The 20,748-nt window shown below is 66.6% G+C and carries 16 protein-coding genes; 3 read left to right on the top strand and 13 right to left on the bottom strand.

Going from position 1 to position 20,748, the window contains the following annotated elements; translation table 11 throughout:
• Position 1 precedes the first annotated feature (1 nt).
• A complete protein-coding gene (gene tdh / locus M1E07_RS07470; protein WP_461189618.1) occupies positions 2–1,048 on the bottom strand; it encodes an L-threonine 3-dehydrogenase in 1,047 nt (348 codons plus the stop codon).
• A 129-nt stretch (positions 1,049–1,177) separates the two neighbouring features.
• Between tdh and M1E07_RS07465 the strand changes: the two genes are divergently transcribed.
• Positions 1,178–2,089, top strand: coding sequence for a LysR family transcriptional regulator (locus tag M1E07_RS07465; protein ID WP_461189617.1), 912 nt, complete (start codon positions 1,178–1,180; stop codon positions 2,087–2,089).
• 17 nt (positions 2,090–2,106) lie between these two features.
• On the opposite strand, the gene M1E07_RS07460 is transcribed toward M1E07_RS07465, so the two are convergent.
• The 5 genes from M1E07_RS07460 to M1E07_RS07440 all read right to left on the bottom strand — a co-directional run bounded on the left by M1E07_RS07460 (position 2,107) and on the right by M1E07_RS07440 (position 7,975).
• The gene (locus M1E07_RS07460; protein ID WP_461189616.1) at positions 2,107–2,751 is read right to left on the bottom strand and encodes a DUF5666 domain-containing protein; all 645 of its coding nucleotides are present in this window, start codon (positions 2,749–2,751) and stop codon (positions 2,107–2,109) included.
• 204 nt (positions 2,752–2,955) lie between these two features.
• Complete coding sequence (gene gatB, locus M1E07_RS07455) at positions 2,956–4,464, bottom strand: Asp-tRNA(Asn)/Glu-tRNA(Gln) amidotransferase subunit GatB (protein ID WP_461189615.1); 1,509 nt, start codon at positions 4,462–4,464, stop codon at positions 2,956–2,958.
• Positions 4,464–6,029, bottom strand: coding sequence for an Asp-tRNA(Asn)/Glu-tRNA(Gln) amidotransferase subunit GatA (gene gatA, locus M1E07_RS07450; RefSeq protein ID WP_461189614.1), 1,566 nt, complete (start codon positions 6,027–6,029; stop codon positions 4,464–4,466). Before gatA ends, gatB begins: the two co-directional genes overlap by 1 nt.
• 2 nt (positions 6,030–6,031) lie before the next feature.
• A complete protein-coding gene (gene gatC, locus M1E07_RS07445; protein ID WP_461189613.1) occupies positions 6,032–6,328 on the bottom strand; it encodes an Asp-tRNA(Asn)/Glu-tRNA(Gln) amidotransferase subunit GatC in 297 nt (98 codons plus the stop codon).
• Between the two features lie 147 nt (positions 6,329–6,475).
• Positions 6,476–7,975 (bottom strand): CitMHS family transporter, encoded by a 1,500-nt coding sequence (locus tag M1E07_RS07440; protein WP_461189612.1) that lies wholly within the window; start codon positions 7,973–7,975, stop codon positions 6,476–6,478.
• 183 nt (positions 7,976–8,158) lie between these two features.
• Here M1E07_RS07440 and M1E07_RS07435 point away from each other — a divergent pair, with 183 nt between their 5' ends.
• Together M1E07_RS07435 and M1E07_RS07430 are read left to right on the top strand one after the other, a co-directional pair.
• A complete protein-coding gene (locus tag M1E07_RS07435; protein ID WP_461189611.1) occupies positions 8,159–9,910 on the top strand; it encodes a sensor histidine kinase in 1,752 nt (583 codons plus the stop codon).
• Positions 9,903–10,568 (top strand): response regulator, encoded by a 666-nt coding sequence (locus M1E07_RS07430; protein ID WP_461189610.1) that lies wholly within the window; start codon positions 9,903–9,905, stop codon positions 10,566–10,568. The genes M1E07_RS07435 and M1E07_RS07430 overlap by 8 nt, the downstream gene beginning before the upstream one ends.
• Before the next feature lie 14 nt (positions 10,569–10,582).
• Here the strand turns inward: M1E07_RS07430 and M1E07_RS07425 are convergent, their stop codons facing one another.
• The 7 genes from M1E07_RS07425 to M1E07_RS07395 form a co-directional block, all read right to left on the bottom strand.
• Positions 10,583–10,966 carry a RidA family protein gene (locus M1E07_RS07425; RefSeq protein ID WP_461189609.1) on the bottom strand — a complete coding sequence of 128 codons (384 nt, stop codon included), beginning with the start codon at positions 10,964–10,966 and terminating at the stop codon, positions 10,583–10,585.
• A 46-nt stretch (positions 10,967–11,012) separates the two neighbouring features.
• The gene (locus M1E07_RS07420) at positions 11,013–11,516 is read right to left on the bottom strand and encodes a GNAT family N-acetyltransferase (RefSeq protein ID WP_461189608.1); all 504 of its coding nucleotides are present in this window, start codon (positions 11,514–11,516) and stop codon (positions 11,013–11,015) included.
• A 110-nt stretch (positions 11,517–11,626) separates the two neighbouring features.
• Positions 11,627–12,463, bottom strand: coding sequence for an inositol monophosphatase family protein (locus M1E07_RS07415; RefSeq protein WP_461190349.1), 837 nt, complete (start codon positions 12,461–12,463; stop codon positions 11,627–11,629).
• A 14-nt stretch (positions 12,464–12,477) separates the two neighbouring features.
• Complete coding sequence (ligA, locus tag M1E07_RS07410; RefSeq protein WP_461189607.1) at positions 12,478–14,733, bottom strand: NAD-dependent DNA ligase LigA; 2,256 nt, start codon at positions 14,731–14,733, stop codon at positions 12,478–12,480.
• 82 nt (positions 14,734–14,815) lie between these two features.
• Positions 14,816–15,451, bottom strand: coding sequence for a hypothetical protein (locus M1E07_RS07405; protein WP_461189606.1), 636 nt, complete (start codon positions 15,449–15,451; stop codon positions 14,816–14,818).
• A 120-nt stretch (positions 15,452–15,571) separates the two neighbouring features.
• Positions 15,572–20,017, bottom strand: a complete 4,446-nt coding sequence (locus M1E07_RS07400; RefSeq protein WP_461189605.1) for an FtsK/SpoIIIE domain-containing protein — start codon at positions 20,015–20,017, stop codon at positions 15,572–15,574.
• Positions 20,014–20,718, bottom strand: coding sequence for a hypothetical protein (locus M1E07_RS07395; RefSeq protein WP_461189604.1), 705 nt, complete (start codon positions 20,716–20,718; stop codon positions 20,014–20,016). The genes M1E07_RS07400 and M1E07_RS07395 overlap by 4 nt, the downstream gene beginning before the upstream one ends.
• Positions 20,719–20,748: the final 30 nt, after the last annotated feature.

The following is a 20,748-nucleotide window of genomic DNA, read 5'->3' as shown; positions in this document are numbered from 1 at the left end:
CTTAGAGTTGGGTCCAGTCGAGGACAACTTTTCCGCCCGCGCCGCTGCGGGCCAAATCGAAGCCCTTCTCCCACTGGGCGGCGGGGAGCGTATCAGTGACGACGGCGGAGATGCCCGCGTGCAGCGCGGGGTTAGACGACAGCATGGCGCTCATGGCGTACCAGGTCTCATACATTTCGCGGCCGTAGATGCCTTTGAGCGTGAGCATGTGGGTCACCACCTTGCCCCAGTCAATGGTGATGTCCTGGCTAGGCAGGCCCAGCATGGCGATCCGGCCGCCGTGGTTCATGTTGTCAATCATCTCCGGCAGGGCTGTGGGGTGGCCGGACATTTCCATCCCGATGTCGAACCCTTCGCGCATGCCCAGTTCGCGCTGGGCGTCCCGGACACGGGTGCTTGAAACGTCGATGGCCAGGTCTGCGCCGAGCTGCCGGGCCAGGTCCAGCCTGGGCCGGGAGATGTCCGTGATGGCGATCTTTCGGGCGCCGGCATGGCGTGCGACGGCGATGGCCATCAGCCCGATGGGCCCGGCACCGGTAATGAGCACGTCTTCACCCACCAGGGGGAAGCTCAGGGCGGTGTGTACCGCGTTGCCGAAGGGGTCGAAGATGGCGCCGAGCCCGGGAGTAACAGAGGGATCGTGATGAACCCAGACGTTGGTTTCCGGAATCACGACATACTCGGCGAATGCCCCGTCCCGCTGCACGCCCACGCTGACGGTGTGGATGCACATCTGCCGGCGGCCGGCGCGGCAGTTCCGGCAAATTCCGCAGACCACATGGCCTTCACCTGAGACCCGGTCGCCGACTTTGACGTCACGTACGACCTCGCCGATCTCGACGACTTCTCCGTAGAACTCGTGGCCAGGGATCAGGGGAGCTTCAATAATGCCCTGCGCCCATGGGTCCCACGACTGGATGTGCAAATCCGTGCCGCAGATCCCGGTGGTTATGACCCGGATCTTCACGTCGGCGGGGCCGGCCACCGGTTCCGGGCGGTCCACCAGCTCGAAGCCGGCCTGTGGGCCGGACTTGTACAAAGCCTTCATCGGCTTCCTTACTCTTTGTCTCGTCGTCGGCAGGTGCTGCCCTCCTCATTACAGCGAGGAAGAAGCTTTAGCACAACCGCTAATTCCTCAATCAACGATGTAGCAGGACCTAACGCATAGACTGAACTGGTGGAGATACACCAGCTCGAAATCCTGCGCGAACTCGGCGCCCTGGGCAGCGTCAAGGCTGTGGCCGACACGCTGATGGTCACCCCCTCTGCCGTGTCCCAGCAACTGGCCCTCCTGCAACGGACGGTGGATGTTCCGCTCACGCGCAAGGAGGGACGGAACCTGGTGCTCACCGAGGCAGGCCAGGTGCTCGCCGACGCCGGGGCTGCCGTCGTCAATGCCATGGCGGACGCCCGGAGTGCCATCGGGAGCTACCACGGCACCCCGGCCGGCAGGGTCACCCTGTCCGGCTTCCACAGCGTAGGCCAGGCCGTGTTTGCGCCGCTCGCAAGGATCCTGGCTGCGCCGGGACAGCCGCGGATCGAACTTTCGGACGAGGACGTGGCCCAGCAGGACTTTCCTGCCCTCACGGCCCGTTATGACCTGGTGCTGGCCCACCGTATGGACCACAGCCCCCGGTGGCCGGCAGAGCGGGTCACGGTGATTCCCCTCGCCCACGAACCGCTCGACGTCGCGCTGCCCGCCGGTCACCCGCTGGCCGGGAAGGCGGCCGTGACGGCGGACGACGTCGGCGGGCAGGCTTGGGTGACCAGCCACACCGGCTACTCCCCCGCGGATGTGTTGTCCGCCGTAGCCGCCGTTTCCAGCAGGGAGCTGAACATCGTGCACCGGATCAACGACTACTCCACCGTCGCGGCTCTGGTGGCTGCCGGCGGAGTGGTGGGGCTGCTGCCAAGGTACACGGCCGGGCCGGTCCTCAACCCGGACATCGTGCTGCGGCCCCTTGAGGGGATCAGCACACGGCGCAGGATCGACCTCCTGGCACGGCCCGAGAACCTGAAGCGCCGTTCCGTCATGATCGTCTCCGAGGCGCTGCAGGGCATCATGGCCGGCCTGGTGGAACAGGGCTGACCCCAACCGGGCCGCAGTTAACGCAGTGGATCTGCGATGACAAAGGACGCTAAGCGCCAGTCACTTGGGTGACTGTGCCCCTTACCGTTACCGTGTCCATGGCCGCGGCCCGGCCCGAACCCCGGGCGGTCGCCGGCACCCTCAATGATCCGCTCTGCCGTGACCTGGTCCCCGGTCTTCACGCCGGAGATCCGGACGGCGTCGCCCACGGCGATGTCCGCGATAGTGCCCGCTGCCGGCCTGAGGCGCTTGAAGCCGTCGGGCGTTGCCGAAGAGCCGCCCGCAGCTGCCGCCGGCATCTGCGTAATCTTTGTTGCGGCGTTGACGGCGTAGGTCTGCGAGTAGCCGTCCTCACTCTTGACGGTAATGGACGTGGCGCTGACGGCGTCCACCCTGCCCCGCTGGCTCAGTTCCGTTGCGAACGTTCCGTCCGCCTTCTTGACCACGCTCTCACTGTGCAGGTGCTGCTGGCGCTGGGCCTTGCCATGTTTGGTTCCGCGGTTTTCCTGGCCGGGTGCCGCCTGCGACTGGAACGGCGGGGGCGGCGGTGAGGCTGAGTCGACCGCAGCCCAAGCGAACGCCACCCCTGTCGCGGTCAGTGCGAGTGCCACCGCCGCGGCGAGCAGGGTCTTGCCGACTTTCAACGGTTCCCGGACGGACATGCCCATTCCTTCCGCAGCTACGGCAGGGCCTGCTTACGCGTGTGGCGGCGCCTTTGGAGCTTCAGTGTAGGACCGGTATCCGCTGTTGCGCACGAGTAGGGGCGGCATGTGGGATGTGAGTACTGTCTAACGCAAAACTGGGTAGCGCTGAGTGTCGTTAAGATCAAAACGACACTTGGCGCTACCCAGTTGGGTGGAACGAACTTAGACGGTGACGCCCAGCTTCTCCAGGATCAGCTCGCGGACGCGGGCGGCGTCAGCCTGGCCGCGGGTGGCTTTCATCACTCCACCCACGATGGCCCCGATGGCCTGGACCTTGCCGCCGCGGATTTTGTCCGCAACGTCCGGCTGCGCGGCCAGGGCGGCGTCGATGGCTTCAAGAAGCGGGCCGTCGTCGGAGACCACAGCCAGGCCGCGCTTCTCCACGATCTCTGCAGGGCTGCCTTCACCGGCGAGCACGCCGTCCAGCACCTCGGAGGCCATCTTGTTGTTGATCTTGCCGTCTTCCACCATGCGTGCCAGCTCCACGATGGTGGCGGGCTGGACGCCCAGCTGGCCGGGGTCAACGTCGGCGTTTTTGGCGCGGCCCACGATCTCGCCCATCCACCATTTGCGGGCAACGGAAGCCGAAGCACCGGCTGCGATGGTTTCCTCGATTTCGTCCATCACGCCGGCGTTCACCACATCGCGGAATTCGAGGTCCGAGTAGCCCCAGTCAGCCTGCAGTCGCTTGCGGCGGGCTGCCGGCGGCTCGGGCAGGGTGGCGCGGAGTTCCTCAACCCACTCGCGCGAGGGAACAACAGGAACAAGGTCCGGTTCCGGGAAGTAGCGGTAATCGTCGGCGTCGGACTTGGCCCGGCCCGATGTGGTGGTGCGGGTGTCCTCGTGCCAGTGGCGGGTTTCCTGGATGACCGGCTCGCCGGCATCAAGGACGGCAGCGTGGCGCTGGATCTCGTAGCGGACGGCGTGTTCGACGGCGCGCAGCGAGTTGACGTTTTTGGTCTCGGAACGGATGCCGAACCTTTCCCGGCCGTGCGGGCGGAGCGAGACGTTGGCATCGCAGCGGACGTTGCCGCGTTCCATCTTCGCGTCGGACACGCCCAGGTTCTTGACGATCTCCCGGACCGCTGCCACGTAGGCCTTGGCCAGTTCGGGCGCGCGGGAACCGGCGCCCTCGATCGGCTTGGTGACGATTTCCACCAGCGGAACACCGGCACGGTTGTAATCCACCAGCGAGAAGTCCGCACCCTGGATACGGCCCGTAGCACCGCCCATGTGGGTCAGCTTTCCGGCGTCCTCTTCCATGTGGGCGCGTTCGATCTCCACACGGAACACGGTGCCGTCGGAGAGTTCGATGTCCAGGTAGCCGTCGTACGCGATGGGTTCGTCGTACTGCGACGTCTGGAAGTTCTTCGGGGTGTCCGGGTAGAAGTAGTTCTTCCGGGCGAAGCGGCAGGACTCGGCGATCTTGCAGTTAAGCGCAAGGCCGATCTTGATCGAGGACTCGATGGCAGCCTTGTTCACCACGGGCAGGACGCCGGGCATGCCGAGGTCCACCTCGTTGACGTTGGTGTTGGGCTCGTCGCCGAAAACGTTCGGGGCGGAGGAGAACATCTTGGTCTTGGTATTGAGCTCCACGTGGACCTCGAACCCCAGGACGGGATCGTACTTCTCCATGGCCTCTTCGAAGCTCAGGATTGCGTCAGTGTTCATTATTTTGCCTCCTGGGCTTCGAGGGTTTCCACAGGCTCGACCAACGAAGGTGCCTGGGCCAGCAGCGGGCCGCCCCACTTCGCCTCAAGCAGCGACTCCAGCACTGCGCCCACCCGGTACAGGCGCGCGTCCTCGCGGGCAGGTGCCAGGAGCTGGATGCCTACGGGAAGCCCGTCCTCGTCCGCGAGGCCGCCGGGAAGCGACAGGCCCGGGACACCGGCCAGGTTGGCCGGAATGGTGGCGACGTCGTTGAGGTACATGGCCAGCGGATCGTCCAGCTTCTCGCCCAAGCGGAAAGCTGTGGTGGGGGCAGTGGGCGAAATGAGGACATCGGCCACGGTGAAGGCGGCCTCAAAGTCGCGCTGCACCAGCGTGCGGACCTTCTGCGCGGAGCCGTAGTAGGCGTCGTAGTAGCCGGCGGACAACGCGTAAGTGCCCAGGATAATGCGGCGCTTGACCTCGTCGCCGAAGCCGGCGGCGCGGGTGGCTCCCATCACCCGTTCGATGGTCATGGGACCGTTCTCGGGGAGGACACGCAGGCCGTACCGGACGCCGTCGAACTTGGCCAGGTTGGAGGATGCCTCGGAGGGCATGATCAGGTAGTAGGCACCCAGGGCGTACTGGAAGTTGGGGCACGACACCTCGACGATTTCGGCGCCGGCCTCCTTGAGGAGTTCCAGGGAGTCGTTGAAACGGTTTTCGACGCCGGCCTGGTAGCCCTCGCCGTGCAGCTCCTTGATGATGCCGATCCGCATGCCCTCCACGTTGCCCGTCTTCGCGGCGGCCACGAGGTCAGCCAGCGGGTCCGCGAGGGAGGTGGAGTCGCGGGGATCGTGCCCGCCAATGACCTGGTGCAGGAGGGCCGAGTCCAGGACGGTCCGCGAGACAGGGCCGATCTGGTCCAGTGACGATGCCATGGCGATGGCGCCGTAGCGGGACACACTGCCGTAGGTAGGCTTCACGCCCACGGTTCCGGTGACGGCACCAGGCTGGCGGATTGACCCGCCGGTGTCCGTTCCCAAGGCAAGGGGCGCCTCGAAGGCGGCGACGGCGGCAGCGGACCCGCCTCCTGAACCGCCCGGAATCCGGTCCAGGTCCCAGGGGTTGCGGGTGGGCCCGTAGGCGGAGTGCTCCGTGGAGGAGCCCATGGCAAACTCGTCGAGGTTGGTCTTGCCCAGGATAGGCATCTTCGCAGCGCGCAGGCGCTCGACGACGGTGGCGTCATAGGGGCTGTGCCAGCCCTCGAGGATTTTGGAGCCCGCCGTTGTGGGCTGGCCCACCGTGACGATGAGGTCCTTGACGGCGATGGGGACGCCGGCCAGCACGTGCAGGGAGCCAGCCTCGGCGCCACCGGCGGCGCGGATGGCATCCACCTCGGCAGCGACGGCGAGCGCTTCCGCAGCGTTGACGTGCAGGAACGCGTTGACGCCGCGTTCGCCGCCGTCTACCGCAGCAATCCGGTCCAGGTACGCCTGGGTGACCTCGACGGAGGTGACCTCGCCGGCAGCCAGCATTTCTGCCAGCCGGGCGGCGGAGAGACGAATGAGTTCGTTGGTGTCAGTCATGCTTATGCCTCATCCAGGATTGCCGGGACCTTGAAACGGTTCTCGTCGGAGTCCGGTGCGCCGGAGAGCGCCTGGTCCGCGGTGAAGGTGTGTCCCACGACGTCTTCGCGGAACACGTTGTTCAGCGGGATGGGGTGGGACGTGGCCGGGACGTCATCACCGGCAGCTTCGCTCACGGACTTGACCGAATCAACGATGACGGCGAGTTCTCCGGCCATCCTGTCCAGCTCTTGGGCACTCATCTCAATGTGAGCGAGCCGCGCGAGGTGCGCGACGTCGTCACGGTTGATCGCAGCCATGGATCTCCCCTGCAAAGTTTGAATTGATTTTCCGGTCCATTCTAGTGGGGAAACGATGATGCCCGTCTGACATCCCCCAGCGGGCGTCAGACGGGCACCTTCACACCGGGATCCCGGCCACTGGGGCAGGACCACGGCAGCTACAGACTAGCCGATTCCAATGGCTCCGGTCAGCACGCCAATTCCCAGCATGACCAGGGACACTACTGCACTGCGCCACAGAACTTTCTTGTGGTGGTCGCCGAGGTCCACCTTGGCCAGGGACACCAGGAGCAGGATGGCGGGCACCAGCGGGCTCTGCATGTGGAACGGCTGGCCGGTGATGGAAGCGCGGGCCATTTCAGCAGCGCTGATTCCGTAGTGGCCGGCAGTCTCGCTCAGGACGGGGAGGACGCCGAAATAGAAGGCGTCATTGCTCATAAAGAACGTCATCGGGATGCTGAGGACGCCGGTGATGACGGCCATGAACGGGCCCATGCTGGACGGGATGATCTGTACCAGCCATGCGGACATTGCTTCCACCATGCCGGTACCGGTGAGGACGCCGGTCAGGACGGCGGCAGCCATGACCATGCTGACCACGGCAACGATCGACGGCGCGTGGGCCACGATCTGTGCGGCCTGGTCCTTGACGTGGGGGAAGTTCACCAGCAGGGCGATGGCCGAGCCCACCATAAAGACGTACGGCAGGGGCACGAGGTCGGCGATGAGCATGCCCATGACCGCCACGGTCAGGCCCAGGTTGAACCACTGCAGCTTGGGGCGCAGGGTCTTGCGGTTGGGGTCCAGCGCGGTATCGGCCATGGCGGTGTCATTGTCATCCACCAGGGTTTCCGTGCGTTCCAGCACCGCCACGCCAGTGACGGGGGTTGTACCGTCGACGGCGGGGCCTCCCGTTGCGGGAACAGGTGCCGGACCGCGGCCTGAACCACTGCGGCCCGAACCATTACCGAACGTGCCGCTGCCGCTTGCCGGCGTGCCGCCGTCGAACGCTTCAGCAGTATCGGGGACGCCCCAGATTTCCGGCTGGGTGGCGCGGAGGCGGTTGCGTTCCTGCAGGCCCAGCAGCCAGGCGAAGGCCAGGACGACGGCGATGCCCGCAAGGAGGGACGGAAGCATCGGGACAAAGACTTCGTTGACGTCGATCTTGAGGGCGCTGGCGGCTCGGGCGGTGGGGCCGCCCCAGGGCACGATGTTCATGGTGCCGTTGGCCAGGCCGGCCACGCAGGTGAGGACCACGGGGCTCATTTTCAGGCGGAGGTAGATCGGCAGCATGGCCGCGGTGGTGAGGATGAAGGTGGTGGAGCCGTCGCCGTCCAGGGACACAGCGGCTGCGAGGATGGCGGTACCCAGGACCACCTTTGCGGGGTCGTTGCCCAACTTGCGGAGGATGAACCGGACCAGCGGGTCAAACAGCCCCACGTCGATCATCAATCCGAAGTAGATGATGGCGAACATCAACAGGGCTGCCGTCGACGTCATGGCCTTCATGGAATCCATGACCATGTCGCCGATGCCAAGGCCGGCACCGGCAAAAAGACCAAAAACGGTGGGTACGATGATCAACGCCAGCACTGGCGTCAACTTCTTCGTCATGATCAGCACCATGAATACCGCGATCATTGCGAATCCAAGTATTACCAGCACGGCCGGCTCCTTCTTTGTGAACGGCGGCACAGCGGTGTGACGCGTGCTACAGACTGTAGGGTGGCAGCCGTCACGGCCGTGCCTTTGGCTCAATTGATTGGCATACTGCTTATTGCGAGCATTTTGCTCATTCTGCTCATCACTCCCGCGAGCTCCCGCCAACCGCCCGAATCAAGGAGGATCATGCCGCCTTCCAGTCCGCGCGCGCCGCTGCGGTTCTCCACCCAGACGCTCCTGCTGCAACTGGCGGTGGTACTTCTGGTGGTTCTGCTCAGCGCGGCCGTTCACGCCTGGCTGACCTATGACAGGGTGGGCCGCGAGGCGGAGAACCAGGCCCTGACCCTCGCCCGGACCGTGGCCTCCGACCCCTCAGTTCGTGCGGACGTGCTGGCCATCAGTAAACAGGCGGGAACTCCCCCGGCCCCCGAACTTACTGCCGGACCCCTGATGGCGTCGGCCGAGGCCGCGCGGACCCGCACGGGTGCCCTGTTTGTGGTCATCACCGACGAAACAGGACTTCGGCTGGCGCATCCGGATCCGCAGCGGCTCGGGGAAAGGGTGAGCACGGACCCGTCCGAGGCCCTGTCCGGCCGGGAGGTCACCACGCGGAACACCGGCACGCTCGGCCCGTCCGCCGGCGCAAAGGTTCCCGTTTACGCCCCTGGCAGCACCACGGTGGTGGGCGAGGTCAGCGTGGGTTACTCGATGGAGACCGTGGGCCAGAGCGTGGCGCGTGACATTGGTCCCGTTGCCCTGACGGCCACGGGCGCGCTGGTCGCCGGCGCCCTGGGGTCCTTCCTGCTGCGCCGCCGCCTCCAGCGCCTCACCCTTGGCCTGGAGCCGGAGGAAATCAGCATCCTGGTCCACGACCAGGTGGCGGTCCTGCAGGGCGTGGACGACGGCGTAATCGGCGTTTCCGCCGACGGCCGGATCAGCGTGTTCAACGCGGCAGCACAGCGGCTGCTGGGGCTGGCCGACCTGGCCGGAACCCGGTGGGAGGACGCGCCCGTGCCGGACCAGCTGAAGTCCCTGACCCGCCCGGCCCCCGGCACCGCCCCCGCTGTTGAGCTGGTGGCCGGCGGCCGCGTGCTGGTGGCCAATGCGCGGAAGGCGCTCCACCGGCGGGAGGACCTGGGCTGGGTAGTGATGCTTCGCGACCGCACGGAACTGCAGCAGCTCACCCGCCAGCTGGACGCCGTGGGCACCATGTCCACCGCGCTGCGGGCACAGCGCCACGAGTTCGCCAACCAGCTTCACACCATCGCCGGGTTCATGAGCATTGGGCAGCACCAGCAGGCCCGCGAGTACCTGGCCCGGCTGGCCGCGACGGGGCCGCTGAAGTTCCCGGTGGACCAGGCCGAGTTGCTCCAGGACCCCTATCTCCAGGCGTTTGTGGGCGCCAAGGGCGTGGAGGCCGACGAGCGGGGCGTCGCCCTGCGCATCGGGCCGGAAACCCTGGTCCGCGGGCAGGTGACCGACGCCCAGGACGTCACCACAGTGCTGGGCAACCTGATCGACAATGCCGTCAACGCCGCAGTGGCCGGCGCAGCTGCCGAGCGCTGGGTTGAGGTGGAAGTGATGGATGAGCCGGACGACGACGGCGGGACGCTCCATGTAGTCGTCGCCGACTCAGGAGACGGGCTGGCTGAGGGGACGGACGGCGAGGCAGTCTTTGCCGAAGGCTTCACCACCGCTTCCGGCCCCGTCCGTGCAGGCGGCGGCCAGGGCTTCGGACTGGCGCTGGCACGCCAGCTGGCCCGGCGCCGCGGCGGAGACGTCACGCTGCTGGATCCCGGCACCCCGGGCGGTCCCGGCGCGGTCTTTATGGCCACACTGCCAGGCACCACCGCTGGAACCAGGAACACAGGACTGAAGGATGCAGGGCAGCAGGATGCAGGGCTGAAGGATGCAGCCGGAAAGGAAAAGAATGCCTGAGGACTATCGGGTGCTGATCGTGGACGACGACTTCCACGTGGCGAAGCTGCACGCCGCCTATGTGGATTCAGTGGCGGGATTCCTGGCGCTGGCACCGGTGGGAACGGTCTCGCTCGCGCTGCAGGCCATCCATAGCCTCCGCCCGGACCTGGTGCTGCTGGACGTCTACCTGCCGGACGCCTCCGGGCTTGACCTGCTGCAGCAACTGGACGTGGACACCGTAATTCTCAGCGCCGCCTCCGACGCCGCCTCCATCCGTGTTGCTTTCCGCCGGGGTGCGCTGGGCTACCTGCTGAAGCCGTTTACCTCGGAGTCGCTTTCGCAGCAGCTCAGGTCCTACGCGCGGTACCGGCGCTTGTTGTCCCAGCCGGGCGCGCTGGACCAGGACGGGGTGGAGCGCGCCAAGCGTGCCCTCATCCCCGGCGACGTCACGCCGTCGTCAAAGCCCCGCTCGGCAACGGAAGCGGCAGTGCTGGAGTCACTGGTTCCCGGCGAGCAGTATTCTGCCGCCGAAGTGGCGGGCCGGGTGGGTGTTTCCCGGGCGACTGCGCAGCGGTACCTGTCCTCCCTGGCGGACGACGGCGCCGTGGACATCCAGCTGCGCTACGGGACCACTGGCAGGCCGGAACACCGCTACGGCCTGCCAGCCACCCCGTAACCGGGTTTGAACCGCTAGCTGGCGCTCTTCTGAGCCACGAGTTCGATTTCCACCAGCATCTCCGGATCCAGGAAGGGAAGGACGTGCACCAGTGACAGGGTGGGCCGGATGTCGCCGAAGACCTCGCCGTGGGCCCGCCCGGCTTCTTCCCATTTGCTGATGTCCGTCAGGTACAGCTTTGACTGGACAACGTCCTCGAAGCTGAAGCCCGCGTCCGCGAGGACTTTGCCGAGCTTTTGGAGGATGAACTGCGTCTGGGTGTAGAAGTCGTTTCCTACGATGCCGTCCTCGCCGCTCGCCGCGGTGGCGGAAATGTAGAGGGTGTTGTCCACCTGGACGGCCCGGGAGTAGCCAAGGGTCTGTTCCCAGACGGAGCCGGTGCCGAAGGTTTTGCGCATGGTGGGCCTTTCAAAGCTGGAGTGAGTCGGCACCACTTTAGGGCGGCTACAGGTCCAGCCGGTAAACCAGCAGTTTTATGTCAGTTCCAGGAACTAGCCAGTCCCGTTCCGGGACCCTGGCGAAGCCAGTTTTGTTGTACAGTCCGCGGGCGCTTTCCCACGTGCTCCCGGTAGTCAGCGACACCCCGTTGATTCCGTCCAGGGACTTGGCGTGCTCAAGGATGGCCGCCATCATCGCTTTGCCGGCGCCGCTGCGCTGCACGGCCGGGTCCACCACCAGCATGCGGAACTCGAGCTCATCGTGGAGGGCAATGTCGGCGTAGGGCTCGCCGGCGAGGGCCAGCGTCACCGAACCGACCACGTTCCCTGCCCGCTCGGCCACCCAGACGGTGGCCTGGCCGGCCCGGAGTGCAACGTCCTGGACCTTGCGCATGTAGGGATGGTCGGGGTCGTCAAAGTACCCGGCGGCCAGGTAGGAATCCCTGGTGATGCGGGCAACGGCGTCGAAGTCGGATTCGACGGCGGGACGGACTGTTATCTGCGGATGCACCCGTCAATGGTAGTGCTACCAGTCAGTAGCAGCGCCCAAAACCGGGGTTTCCGTGACTGAACTATCACGCCGGGCCCGGCAAGCGGGACAGGGCCCGGCAGCTGGCGCCGTCACAGCGGGAATTTGCCGGACAACTCCAGGCTCGCTGCGCAGGTCCAGGCGTCCAGCCGTTCCCGGTCACTGGGTCCGCCGTCCAGCGGGCTGGTCAACCGGGGCCGGCGGACCCAGCAGCCGGCTTCCTCGGCGATCAGTGCCCCGGCGGCAAAGTCGTGCTCGTTCAGCCCCCGCTCGCCGAACGCGTCGTGGGTGCCGTCCGCCACCAGGCACAGGTCCAAGGCAGCGGACCCCAGCCTGCGGACGTCCGCAAAACCCTCCAGCAGTTCGGCGAACTGGGCGGCCTGCTCGGAGCGGACCTGCGGGTCGTAGTTGAACCCGGTGGCGAGGATTTGGCCCTTGCGCCCCGGGACAGGTCCCTGGAGCCGGGTCAGGGCGCCGTATTCCTCCAGCCACGCACCCTCGCCGCGGGCAGCGTAGTACACGCGCCCCAACGCAGGGGCATTGACGACGCCGGCCAGCCAGACGCCGTCGGCATCGGCCACTGCCACCGAGGTGCCGTAGTAGACGATATTGCGGATGAAGTTGGTGGTGCCGTCCAGCGGGTCGATGGACCAGCGGTAGCCGGTGGCCCCCGCCGGCCTGGTGGTTCCGTGCTCTTCACCGGTGATGCTGTCACTGGGACGGGACGCGGAAATGACGTCCCGGACTGCGTGCTCTGCGGCGACGTCGAAGGCGGTGACCCAATCGCCGGCGTCACCTTTGTTGCTGGCCTGAAGTGCCTCGGCGCTGCGGCCGGCCAGGACAGCGGCGCCGGCGGCGGCGGCCCGTTTGGCTACCTCCAGCAAACCGGCGGGCGATACCTGGGCGCCGGCTCCCCCAACTCCCCTCACAGGATTACCGCCGCTCACGGGGTTGCCTCCGCCAGTGCTGCCGTGTCCCCCAGTGCTGCCTGACCGCCGGCCAGGAGTTGCCGGAAGCCGTCCTCGTCCAGGACTGGAACGCCAAGCTGCTCGGCCTTGTCCAGCTTGGTTCCGGCGTTCTCGCCGGCCACCACGTAGCTGGTGTTCTTGGAAACAGAACCTGAGGCCTTGCCGCCGCGGATGAGGATGGCTTCCTTCGCCTCGTCCCGGCTGAAGTTGGGCAGCGAGCCGGTGACCACCACGGTCAGTCCGTCCAGCGTGCGGGGCACGGATTCGTCCCGCTCGTCTTCCATTCTGACGCCTGCTGCAGCCCACCGGTCGATAATTTCCAGGTGCCAGTCCTCGGCGAACCATTCCTTCAGTGCAGCAGCGATGGTGGGTCCCACACCGTCCACGTGGGCCAGTTCCTCCTCCGATGCCTTCCGGATGCCGTCCATGGTGCCGAAGGCTGTGGCCAGCGCACGGGAGGCTCGCGGCCCAACGTGCCGGATGGACAGTGCCACCAGCACCCGCCACAAGGGCTGGGTTTTAGCCTTCTCGAGTTCACGGAAAAGCTTCTCGGTGGTGGCGGTGGGCTTGGACGGCGATTTCGCGGTGCCCTTGCTGTAGAAGTACGGCACCAGCTCGTATTCCCCGGTGGCCACACCCTTGGAGCGCTTTTCACGCCGGATCCTGACCTCGGCCAGCAGCTCCGGCGTGAGGTCGAACAGTGCCGCCTCGGTGGTCAGCGGCGGGACATCCGGTTCCGCCGGTTGGGTCAGGGCGATGGCCGCTTCCCAGCCGAGGGCTTCAATGTCGAAAGCACCGCGGCCGGCGAGGTGGAACACCCGCTCGCGCAGCTGCGAAGGGCAGGATTTTGAGTTGGGGCAGCGGATGTCCACGTCGCCCTCCTTGGCCGGGGCCAGGGGCGTACCGCAGGAAGGGCATTCGGTGGGCATCACAAAATCGCGGACCGGAGGATCCTGCTGGTCGCGCAGGGCCAGGACCGGGCCCACGATTTCCGGGATGACGTCGCCCGCCTTGCGCAGGATGACGATGTCGCCGATCTTCACGCCCTTGGCCTTGACCACGTCCTGGTTGTGCAGGGTAGCCATCTCCACGGTGGAGCCGGCGACTTTCACGGGCTCCATCATGCCGAAGGGCGTGACGCGTCCGGTGCGGCCCACGTTGACCTGGATGTCCAGGAGCTTGGTGTGGACTTCCTCCGGAGGGTATTTGTAGGCCACTGCCCACCGCGGCACCCGGGTGGTGTAGCCGAGGGCCCGCTGGGTGGCGAAGTCATCGACTTTGACCACAATGCCGTCGATTTCATGGAGCAGCTTGTGGCGCTGGTCCCCGTACCGCTTGATGAAGCCCAGGACCTCTTCCAGGCTCCCCAGCACCTCGGAATAGGGGCTGACGGGAAGCCCCCAGTCCTTCAGCAGGTCATAGGTTTCGGACTGGCTGCGCGCCTGGAGCCCTTCGCGGGCACCGATCCCATGGACGAACATCTTCAGGGGGCGTTTGGCTGTTTCCGCGGGGTCCTTCTGACGCAGTGAACCGGCCGCGGCGTTGCGTGGGTTGGCCAGGGGCGCCTTGCCGGCTTCAATCAGGGCCTCGTTGAATTCGGCGAATGCCTTGGACGGGATGAACACCTCACCACGGATTTCCACTTCGGCGGGAAATCCCTCGCCGCGGAGCTCCTGCGGGATCTCCTTGATGGTGAGGACGTTGTGGGTGATGTCCTCACCGGTGGTGCCGTCGCCACGGGTGGCCGCCCGCACGAGTTTCCCGTCGCGGTACAACAGGTTGACCGCCAGGCCGTCGATCTTCAGTTCAGTCAGCCAGGCCGGCTGGTGCGAGCCGTCACCCACTTTCGCGATGCCGGCTGCTGCTTTGGTGAGCCAGGCCTCGAGTTCCTTGAGGGAGAAGACATCCTCGAGGCTGTACATCCGCTGCAGGTGCTCCACCGCGGCGAATGCGGCCGAGACTTCCCCGCCCACTTCCTGGGTTGGCGAGTCATTGGCGACAAGCTCCGGATGAAGAGCCTCAATCTCCTCCAGCCGCCGGAAGAGTTCGTCGAACTCGGCGTCGGAGACCAGGGGTGTGTCTTCCTGGTAGTACGCGAACCTGTACGTCCGGACAAGGTCAACAAGGTTTTGGTATTCCTCGCGGACCGAGTCGGAAGGAGTGGTTTCCGGCTCGGTGGGTGCGGTGGTCCGGGTGGCGGTCTGTTCTGCGGGGCCTGGTCCTGTGCTCACAAACCTATCTTGCCTTACCGCGGGTGCCGGACGCTGGCAGGTGGGCTGCCTGGCCCGGGGATGCCGTTGATGTCAGGGCAGGTCAGTGCGCTCCGACGCGGTTCCTGCCCCACCACGTGAAGGCGGCGGTGGCCACGCCCACCAACAGGACGCCGGCGGCGACCGGCAGGAGTTCAGGACCACCGGGGTCCCGGCCCTTCCCAGGGGAAACGGCGGCCAGCTGCGTGGCCGTGGCGGACCTCGTGACCGGGGTGTTCCAGTTCGATGCGCTGGTGGTGCCGTTCAACGGCGTGGGGCCGGCGCCCGCGGTGGTGTTTTCGGATGCCTCCCCGGCCGGGTCAGTTTCTTCGGGTGAGGGAGCCTCGGAAGGGGCGGCGGGGTCGGGAACAGTTGCGGCCGGCGGCGCAGCAGGCGGGGCGGGCTGCTCCGGTGGTGCAGTCGCTGCGGGCTGGGCGGGCGGGGCTGCGGGCTGCGCTGCCGGTTCCTTAGCCATCCGCGGCCGCTCGGTCTCCGAGGGCGTCGAACCTTCCCCAAGGACAGGCAGGCACAGCAGCTGACACTCGGCGGGAGCCTGTGTGGAAGATGTTGTGGCGGCGGGCGTTGGTTCCGGAGAGTCTGCGGCCGCAGGACCAGCCGGGAAGAGTCCCATGGAGATCGCCAGAACCGCAGCTGATGCCGACGCCGAGGCGAGCCGTAGGACCTGTGAGGACGGGGTCATTGCTACCTTTCGCTGCGCGCAGTCCCCCCGCCGCGGCTTCCTGCTGTCCCGGACAGTTTTCTACACCACGCTGCAGGGCCGCAAATCCATCGGATTCGCGGCCCTGCCGTTGAGAGCGCGTCAGTCCCTGTTTTCAGGCGGCAATGCCACCTGGATTTTGCGCGCCTTTCCGCGGCCCACCACGTAGCCCCGGCCGGGAATGAAATCCGGGCTGACCCTGCCCAGCGATGTGTTCAGCAGGCTGTCGCCTTCGATGTCGCCAGGGTTGAGCAGCAGGCCGCGGCGGCCGGATTTGAAGGGCTGGGCCAGGGACCAGGCCGAGGACCAGGTGGAGGTTTCGGATTCCCCGATGACCCACTGGTCGGCCTTAATGGAAGCAGTCACCAGTCGGCCTACGCCCGACTCAGCCAAAGTGTCCGTAAACTCCGTCAGCCCCTCGATGAAGATCCCCACCGCTCCCGGGTTCCCGGAGGAATGCTCCACCAGGTCTTCCACGATCCCGGCCAGGTCGTCGGCCCCCACTACGGAGCGGTTCCAGATGGGCAGGGAGGCGACGGCGGACCGCCGGGCCCCGATGTAGATGAGCTCGGTGTCGGGGTTGGACCGGCGGAGGGCGTAGGCGAGGGTCACCAGTGCCACGGTCCGGCCGGCGCCGGGAGGACCGGCCAGAAGGAGCGGTCCCCTTGCCATGATCTCGGCGGGCCGGAGCGTTTCGTCGTCGACTCCGATGACGGGCAGGTCGGAACGGCCGGCGGGAAGGACATCCAGGGCCACCTGGTCCGGGAGCCTCTCGATGCCGGGGGCAGCCTCGAGGCCTTGGCGCAGCATCGCTTCAGCGAGCTTGTGCACCTCGCGGGCCTGCAGGGCCAGGTTGGAGTTCCCGCCCAGGACGGCAAGCTGGACCTCCAGGCCGTCCAGCAATCCCCGCCCTGGCGGGGAGGCGGCACCGAGCACGTCCCGGGGCACGTCCATCGATATGTAGTCATCCTCGGAGGAGAGGCGAAGCACCAGGCGCCGCTGGATGGAGGCGAGCAAGGAGGCCGGTACTGCGTTGGGCCTGTCCCCCGTGACCACGAGGTGGATGCCGAGGGCCCGGCCGTCCGTGGCCAACTGGAGGAAGATGTCCCAAAGCGCGGACAATTTGCTATGTTCGTAGGCTTCACGGAAGGCGGACATGCCGTCCACCAGGACAAAGATCCGCTTCTCTCCGGGCCGGTCGGCAAGCTTGCGGTACTCAACGATGGTGGACGCACGCACCTCGGCGAACGCCGCGGAGCGCTGCTCGGCGATGTCCCGCAGCAGGCGCAGCAGGCGCGCGACCCGTTCGACGTCGTCGCCACTGATGATCTCGCCAACGTGGGGAAGCTCCTCCAGCATCCGCAGCCCCGAGGATCCGCAGTCAATCCCGTAGACGTGGACAGGCCCGCCCCGGGGCGTAACTGCAGCGGCAATCGCAATGCCGCGGAGGGCGGCCGATTTTCCTGAACCACCCGTACCGTAGATGGCCATGTTGCCGTCTTTGTCCGGTTCATAGAAGACGGTGGGCTGGTCCTGGCGGACGGGGTCATCTGCCACGCCGAGCAGGAGTTGCTCATCGGTCCGGGGATTGGGCAGCTTTGAAAAATCGTAGGTTTGAGCCAGTTCGTCCAGCCAGGGTTTGCGGGGCGGCCGGATGGCAAGTGAGCCGGCGGCACGGACGATGGTGGCGGTCATCCTGGCGATGTCGTTGGGACCGGCGGGCACTTCCACTTCCGGTTTTTCCGGGACGGGCGCCTCCCAGCTGGGGCCGGAGCCGAACGCCATCTCCACGATGTCGATCTGGGGCCGCTGCGGCTTGTCCGTGGTCCAGCCGCCTGCGTAACCCGTCTGGAAACCCTGGATCCTGCCGGGTCCTGTCTTCGCTGCACCCCGACCCGGGATGGAGGGGTCGAAGTAGGCGGCATCCGGGACGCCGAGGATGTCGGCGGCGTCGTCCTCGTCCGCCATGCGAAGTGCCACCCGGAGGTTGGTGTTGGCACGCAGGCTGTCCTTGATCACGCCTGCCGGGCGCTGCGTGGCCAGGATGAGGTGCAGGCCCAGGGACCGGCCGCGGGCTGCAACGTCCACCACGCCGTCCACGAACTCCGGGACTTCACTGGCGAGCGCCGCGAATTCGTCCACGATGATGACCAGGTACGGCGGTGCTTCCGGGTCTGCCTCCCGCTGGAGCGCCAGCAGGTCCTTTGCCTTCTTGCGGTTCAGGAGCTGCTCACGGTAATGGAGCTCGGCGCGCAGCGAGGTGAGGGCCCGGCGGACCAAATGCGGCGAAAGGTCCGTCACCAGGCCCACGGTGTGGGGCAGGTTGATGCAGTCCGCAAACGCAGCCCCGCCCTTGTAGTCAACGAACAGGAAGCTGACCCTGTCCGGGCTGTAGGCCGCGGCCATGCCCATTACCCATGACTGCAGGAACTCGGACTTGCCGGCACCGGTGGTTCCGCCCACCAGCGCGTGCGGGCCCTCGTTCTTCAGGTCCAGGTACAGCGGTTCGATGCCCTTGGAACCCACCAGGGCACGCAGCGTGCCGTTGTCCTTGCGGTTGGCCACGGCGCTGGCATGCACAGAATTGTTTTCGGTCCAGCGCTCGGCCACGGCCTGCGGGTTGTCCAGGAAGTCCTTCCCGATCAGGGTGGCGTAGGAGACGGCGCGCGGCAGGTCGGAGTCGTCCGTGACGGGTTTGCCCACGTCCACCACCGGGGTGAGCATCCGGGCCAGCTGGGCGGCGAGCTCCGCGTCCACGCTTTCGCAGCTGACGGGGTAGGTGTGGCGGCCCAGGCGGACTTGTCCCGTGGTGGTTCCGTGGTCGCCGTCCACCACCATGAAGTCACGGCAGGCAGCGGGGAGCGCCTGGACGTCCGTGGCCACCCACATCACGTGGACGCCGGCGTCGGGTCCGCGCTCTGCGAGGCGGGTGAGCCGGCCGCGGTCCACCGGGGCATCGTCCTCCACGATGACGAACACGGCTGGAACTACCGGCTCCTCCACCTCGTGCTTGGCCGGATCCACTCCGGGACGAAGGTCGGCACCGGACCGCTTTGCCGCGGCATCCCTGGCCGCCACGAGGTCCTCGAGCCGGGCAACGAGGGATGCACCCCCGGCTGAACCGGCGGCCAGGTGGTCACCGGAAAGGGGACTGTGTCCGGATCCCGCGTGCGGCAGCCACTGCAGCCAGTTCCAGCGTTCCCGCGACTGGGCGGACGTGATGGCCGTGAGGACCACTTCGGCCGGCGAGTGCAGCCCCGCGAGCTGGAGCACCATGCCGCGCGCCACGTCGTCCACCAGCCCGCGGGCACCGGCAATGCCCAGCGACCCGGCGGTCCGGAACTGGGACACCACCGGAACGCCTTCGATGTCCCGGAACTGCCTGAGGCAGTCCTGGATCTCGCGCGCGTATTCCACCTCGGTATCGTTGTTCGACGGTTCCTCCAGGAGGACCCGCGACGGTGTTGTGCCCAGGCCGAACCGCAGGCCCAGGAATCCGTGATGTTCTGGGCGGTGCGTCCAGAGCAGCGGACCCAGCTTGTAGATGGCGTCAACGGTGTCGCTGACGGAGGGTGCCTCCTGGAGCCGGACGGCGCGTTCGACGTGCTGGAGTTCAGTGATGTCCTCCCGGAAGGCTGCCATGGAAGCACGGAAGTGCTTGAGCTGCTCCTTCTGCTGGCGCCTGGTCCGCATCTTCTGGTCCACGTAGTGCCCCACAATGAACAGCGGCATCATCAACATAAACAGCACCGAGAGCGGGTTTCTGGTGGCAGCGAAAATCACGGCGCCCATGAGGAGCGGAGCGATCATCATGATGTAGGGGAACGGGTTGTCCTCGGGACGCTTGGGGCCGGCGGGCAGGACGCGCTTAGGCTCCTCGAACCTGGGAACAACGCGGGGTGAGCGGTTGAAGTCCACCAGGGGCGACGTCGGCGCTGCCGCCTGGTGATGGCCCAGTGGCACCACTGTGATGGTGGTATCGCCCAAGGTGACGGTGTCCGAAGAGTTGAGGGTGGCCCTGGTAACCGGGAGGCCGTCCATCAGGAGGCCGTTGGCTGAGTTGGTATCCACGATTTCCACGCCCTCCGCCACGCTGATGCGGGCATGGCGTTTGGACGTCAGGGGGTCCGAGAGGCGGATGTCAACGTCCCGGTCCCGGCCGATGTAGCTGGTGCCGGACGGCAGCGAAAACTCGCGGCCGACGTCGGGTCCTGACAGCACGCGGAGGGTGGCGGCGGCCGGTCCACGGCTGGAACCGGGCATGCCAAACTGCTCACTCACCTGTGCCAGCGACACCACGGAGCCGGGCCGCAGCCCGGACTCCAGCAGGTTCTCCCCGCGGGCGAGGACGTTGCCCCGCATGCCGCCGCCTACAAACGCCTCATCGATCCGGAGCGAGAGGTTCTCCGGCGGCGGCGTGCCTTTGCGCGCAGGGTCCGCAGCCCACAGCACAGTTGCCACATCGGCCACCGTGGCCAGGCCGTCCACGGTAACGGCCAGGTCCTTGGCCTCGGCGGGATCCCGGCGGAGCGTCAGCCGGATCCTCATCCTTCGTCCACGCCCCTCATCTTCTCGAGCAGGTGAAGGTCATCGGCGGTGACAAGGTGCGAGGTCACTGCGTGTTCCACGAGCCTGGCGCGGCGATTGGTGGCGAGCTTTCCGCCACCCCCGCGCAGGCCTGCGACGCCCACCCGGTCCAGCTTGTCGCACACGTTGTCCAGCTTCCGGTTGAAGCGGGTCAGCGCCCAGCCGAGCGTCCTGGCGGCTGCGGCAGAGGACGGGATAGCGCTGAACCCGGTCCCTTCGCGTCTGAGCATCGGTTCGGCGAGCGCCACGATAAGTGCCTTCTGCGAATCAGTGAACACAACTGGTCCGATGGTGGTGTCGCCGTTGCTGTCCTCCTCGCGCGCCTCCTGCCGGAATGACGGAGTCTTCAGGTGCACGGCAAATTCGTAAGTTGTCGGCCCTGCGGTGAAAATGATGTTCGTGTGGCTGAAGACCAGGGGAATCCGTGCGCCGGGCGAGAGCCAGGCCTGCATGCCGCCGGAACCGTCGGCCACCGTCGCCGAAAGCATGGTGCCCACGTTGCTGAGCCACCAGATCCCGTCGTAGCGGGCAACCTGCAGGAACTGCCGGTGGAGGTACGGGTTGTCATCCACTTCGAGGTCGCCTTCACGGCCGATGTTAAAAACGTCCTCGTCCGATGGCTCGTACCACTCACCACAGAAATCTATTGCTAGATCCCCCATTTTCCGCGCCTCCTCGTCGGGCAAAACTCT

Source organism: Arthrobacter sp. Z4-13 (genome assembly GCF_054792705.1).
This window is presented reverse-complemented; position numbering and strand designations above follow the sequence as displayed.

What these genes read in the sequence shown, in the direction of transcription:
- tdh (WP_461189618.1), bottom strand. Translation starts at nt 1,048, where the DNA reads ATGAAGGCTTTGTACAAGTCCGGCCCACAGGCCGGCTTCGAGCTGGTG.
- M1E07_RS07460 (WP_461189616.1), bottom strand. Translation starts at nt 2,751, where the DNA reads ATGTCCGTCCGGGAACCGTTGAAAGTCGGCAAGACCCTGCTCGCCGCG.
- gatB (WP_461189615.1), bottom strand. Translation starts at nt 4,464, where the DNA reads ATGAACACTGACGCAATCCTGAGCTTCGAAGAGGCCATGGAGAAGTAC.
- gatA (WP_461189614.1), bottom strand. Translation starts at nt 6,029, where the DNA reads ATGACTGACACCAACGAACTCATTCGTCTCTCCGCCGCCCGGCTGGCA.
- gatC (WP_461189613.1), bottom strand. Translation starts at nt 6,328, where the DNA reads ATGGCTGCGATCAACCGTGACGACGTCGCGCACCTCGCGCGGCTCGCT.
- M1E07_RS07435 (WP_461189611.1), top strand. Translation starts at nt 8,159, where the DNA reads ATGCCGCCTTCCAGTCCGCGCGCGCCGCTGCGGTTCTCCACCCAGACG.
- M1E07_RS07430 (WP_461189610.1), top strand. Translation starts at nt 9,903, where the DNA reads ATGCCTGAGGACTATCGGGTGCTGATCGTGGACGACGACTTCCACGTG.
- M1E07_RS07425 (WP_461189609.1), bottom strand. Translation starts at nt 10,966, where the DNA reads ATGCGCAAAACCTTCGGCACCGGCTCCGTCTGGGAACAGACCCTTGGC.
- M1E07_RS07405 (WP_461189606.1), bottom strand. Translation starts at nt 15,451, where the DNA reads ATGACCCCGTCCTCACAGGTCCTACGGCTCGCCTCGGCGTCGGCATCA.
- M1E07_RS07400 (WP_461189605.1), bottom strand. Translation starts at nt 20,017, where the DNA reads ATGAGGATCCGGCTGACGCTCCGCCGGGATCCCGCCGAGGCCAAGGAC.
- M1E07_RS07395 (WP_461189604.1), bottom strand. Translation starts at nt 20,718, where the DNA reads ATGGGGGATCTAGCAATAGATTTCTGTGGTGAGTGGTACGAGCCATCG.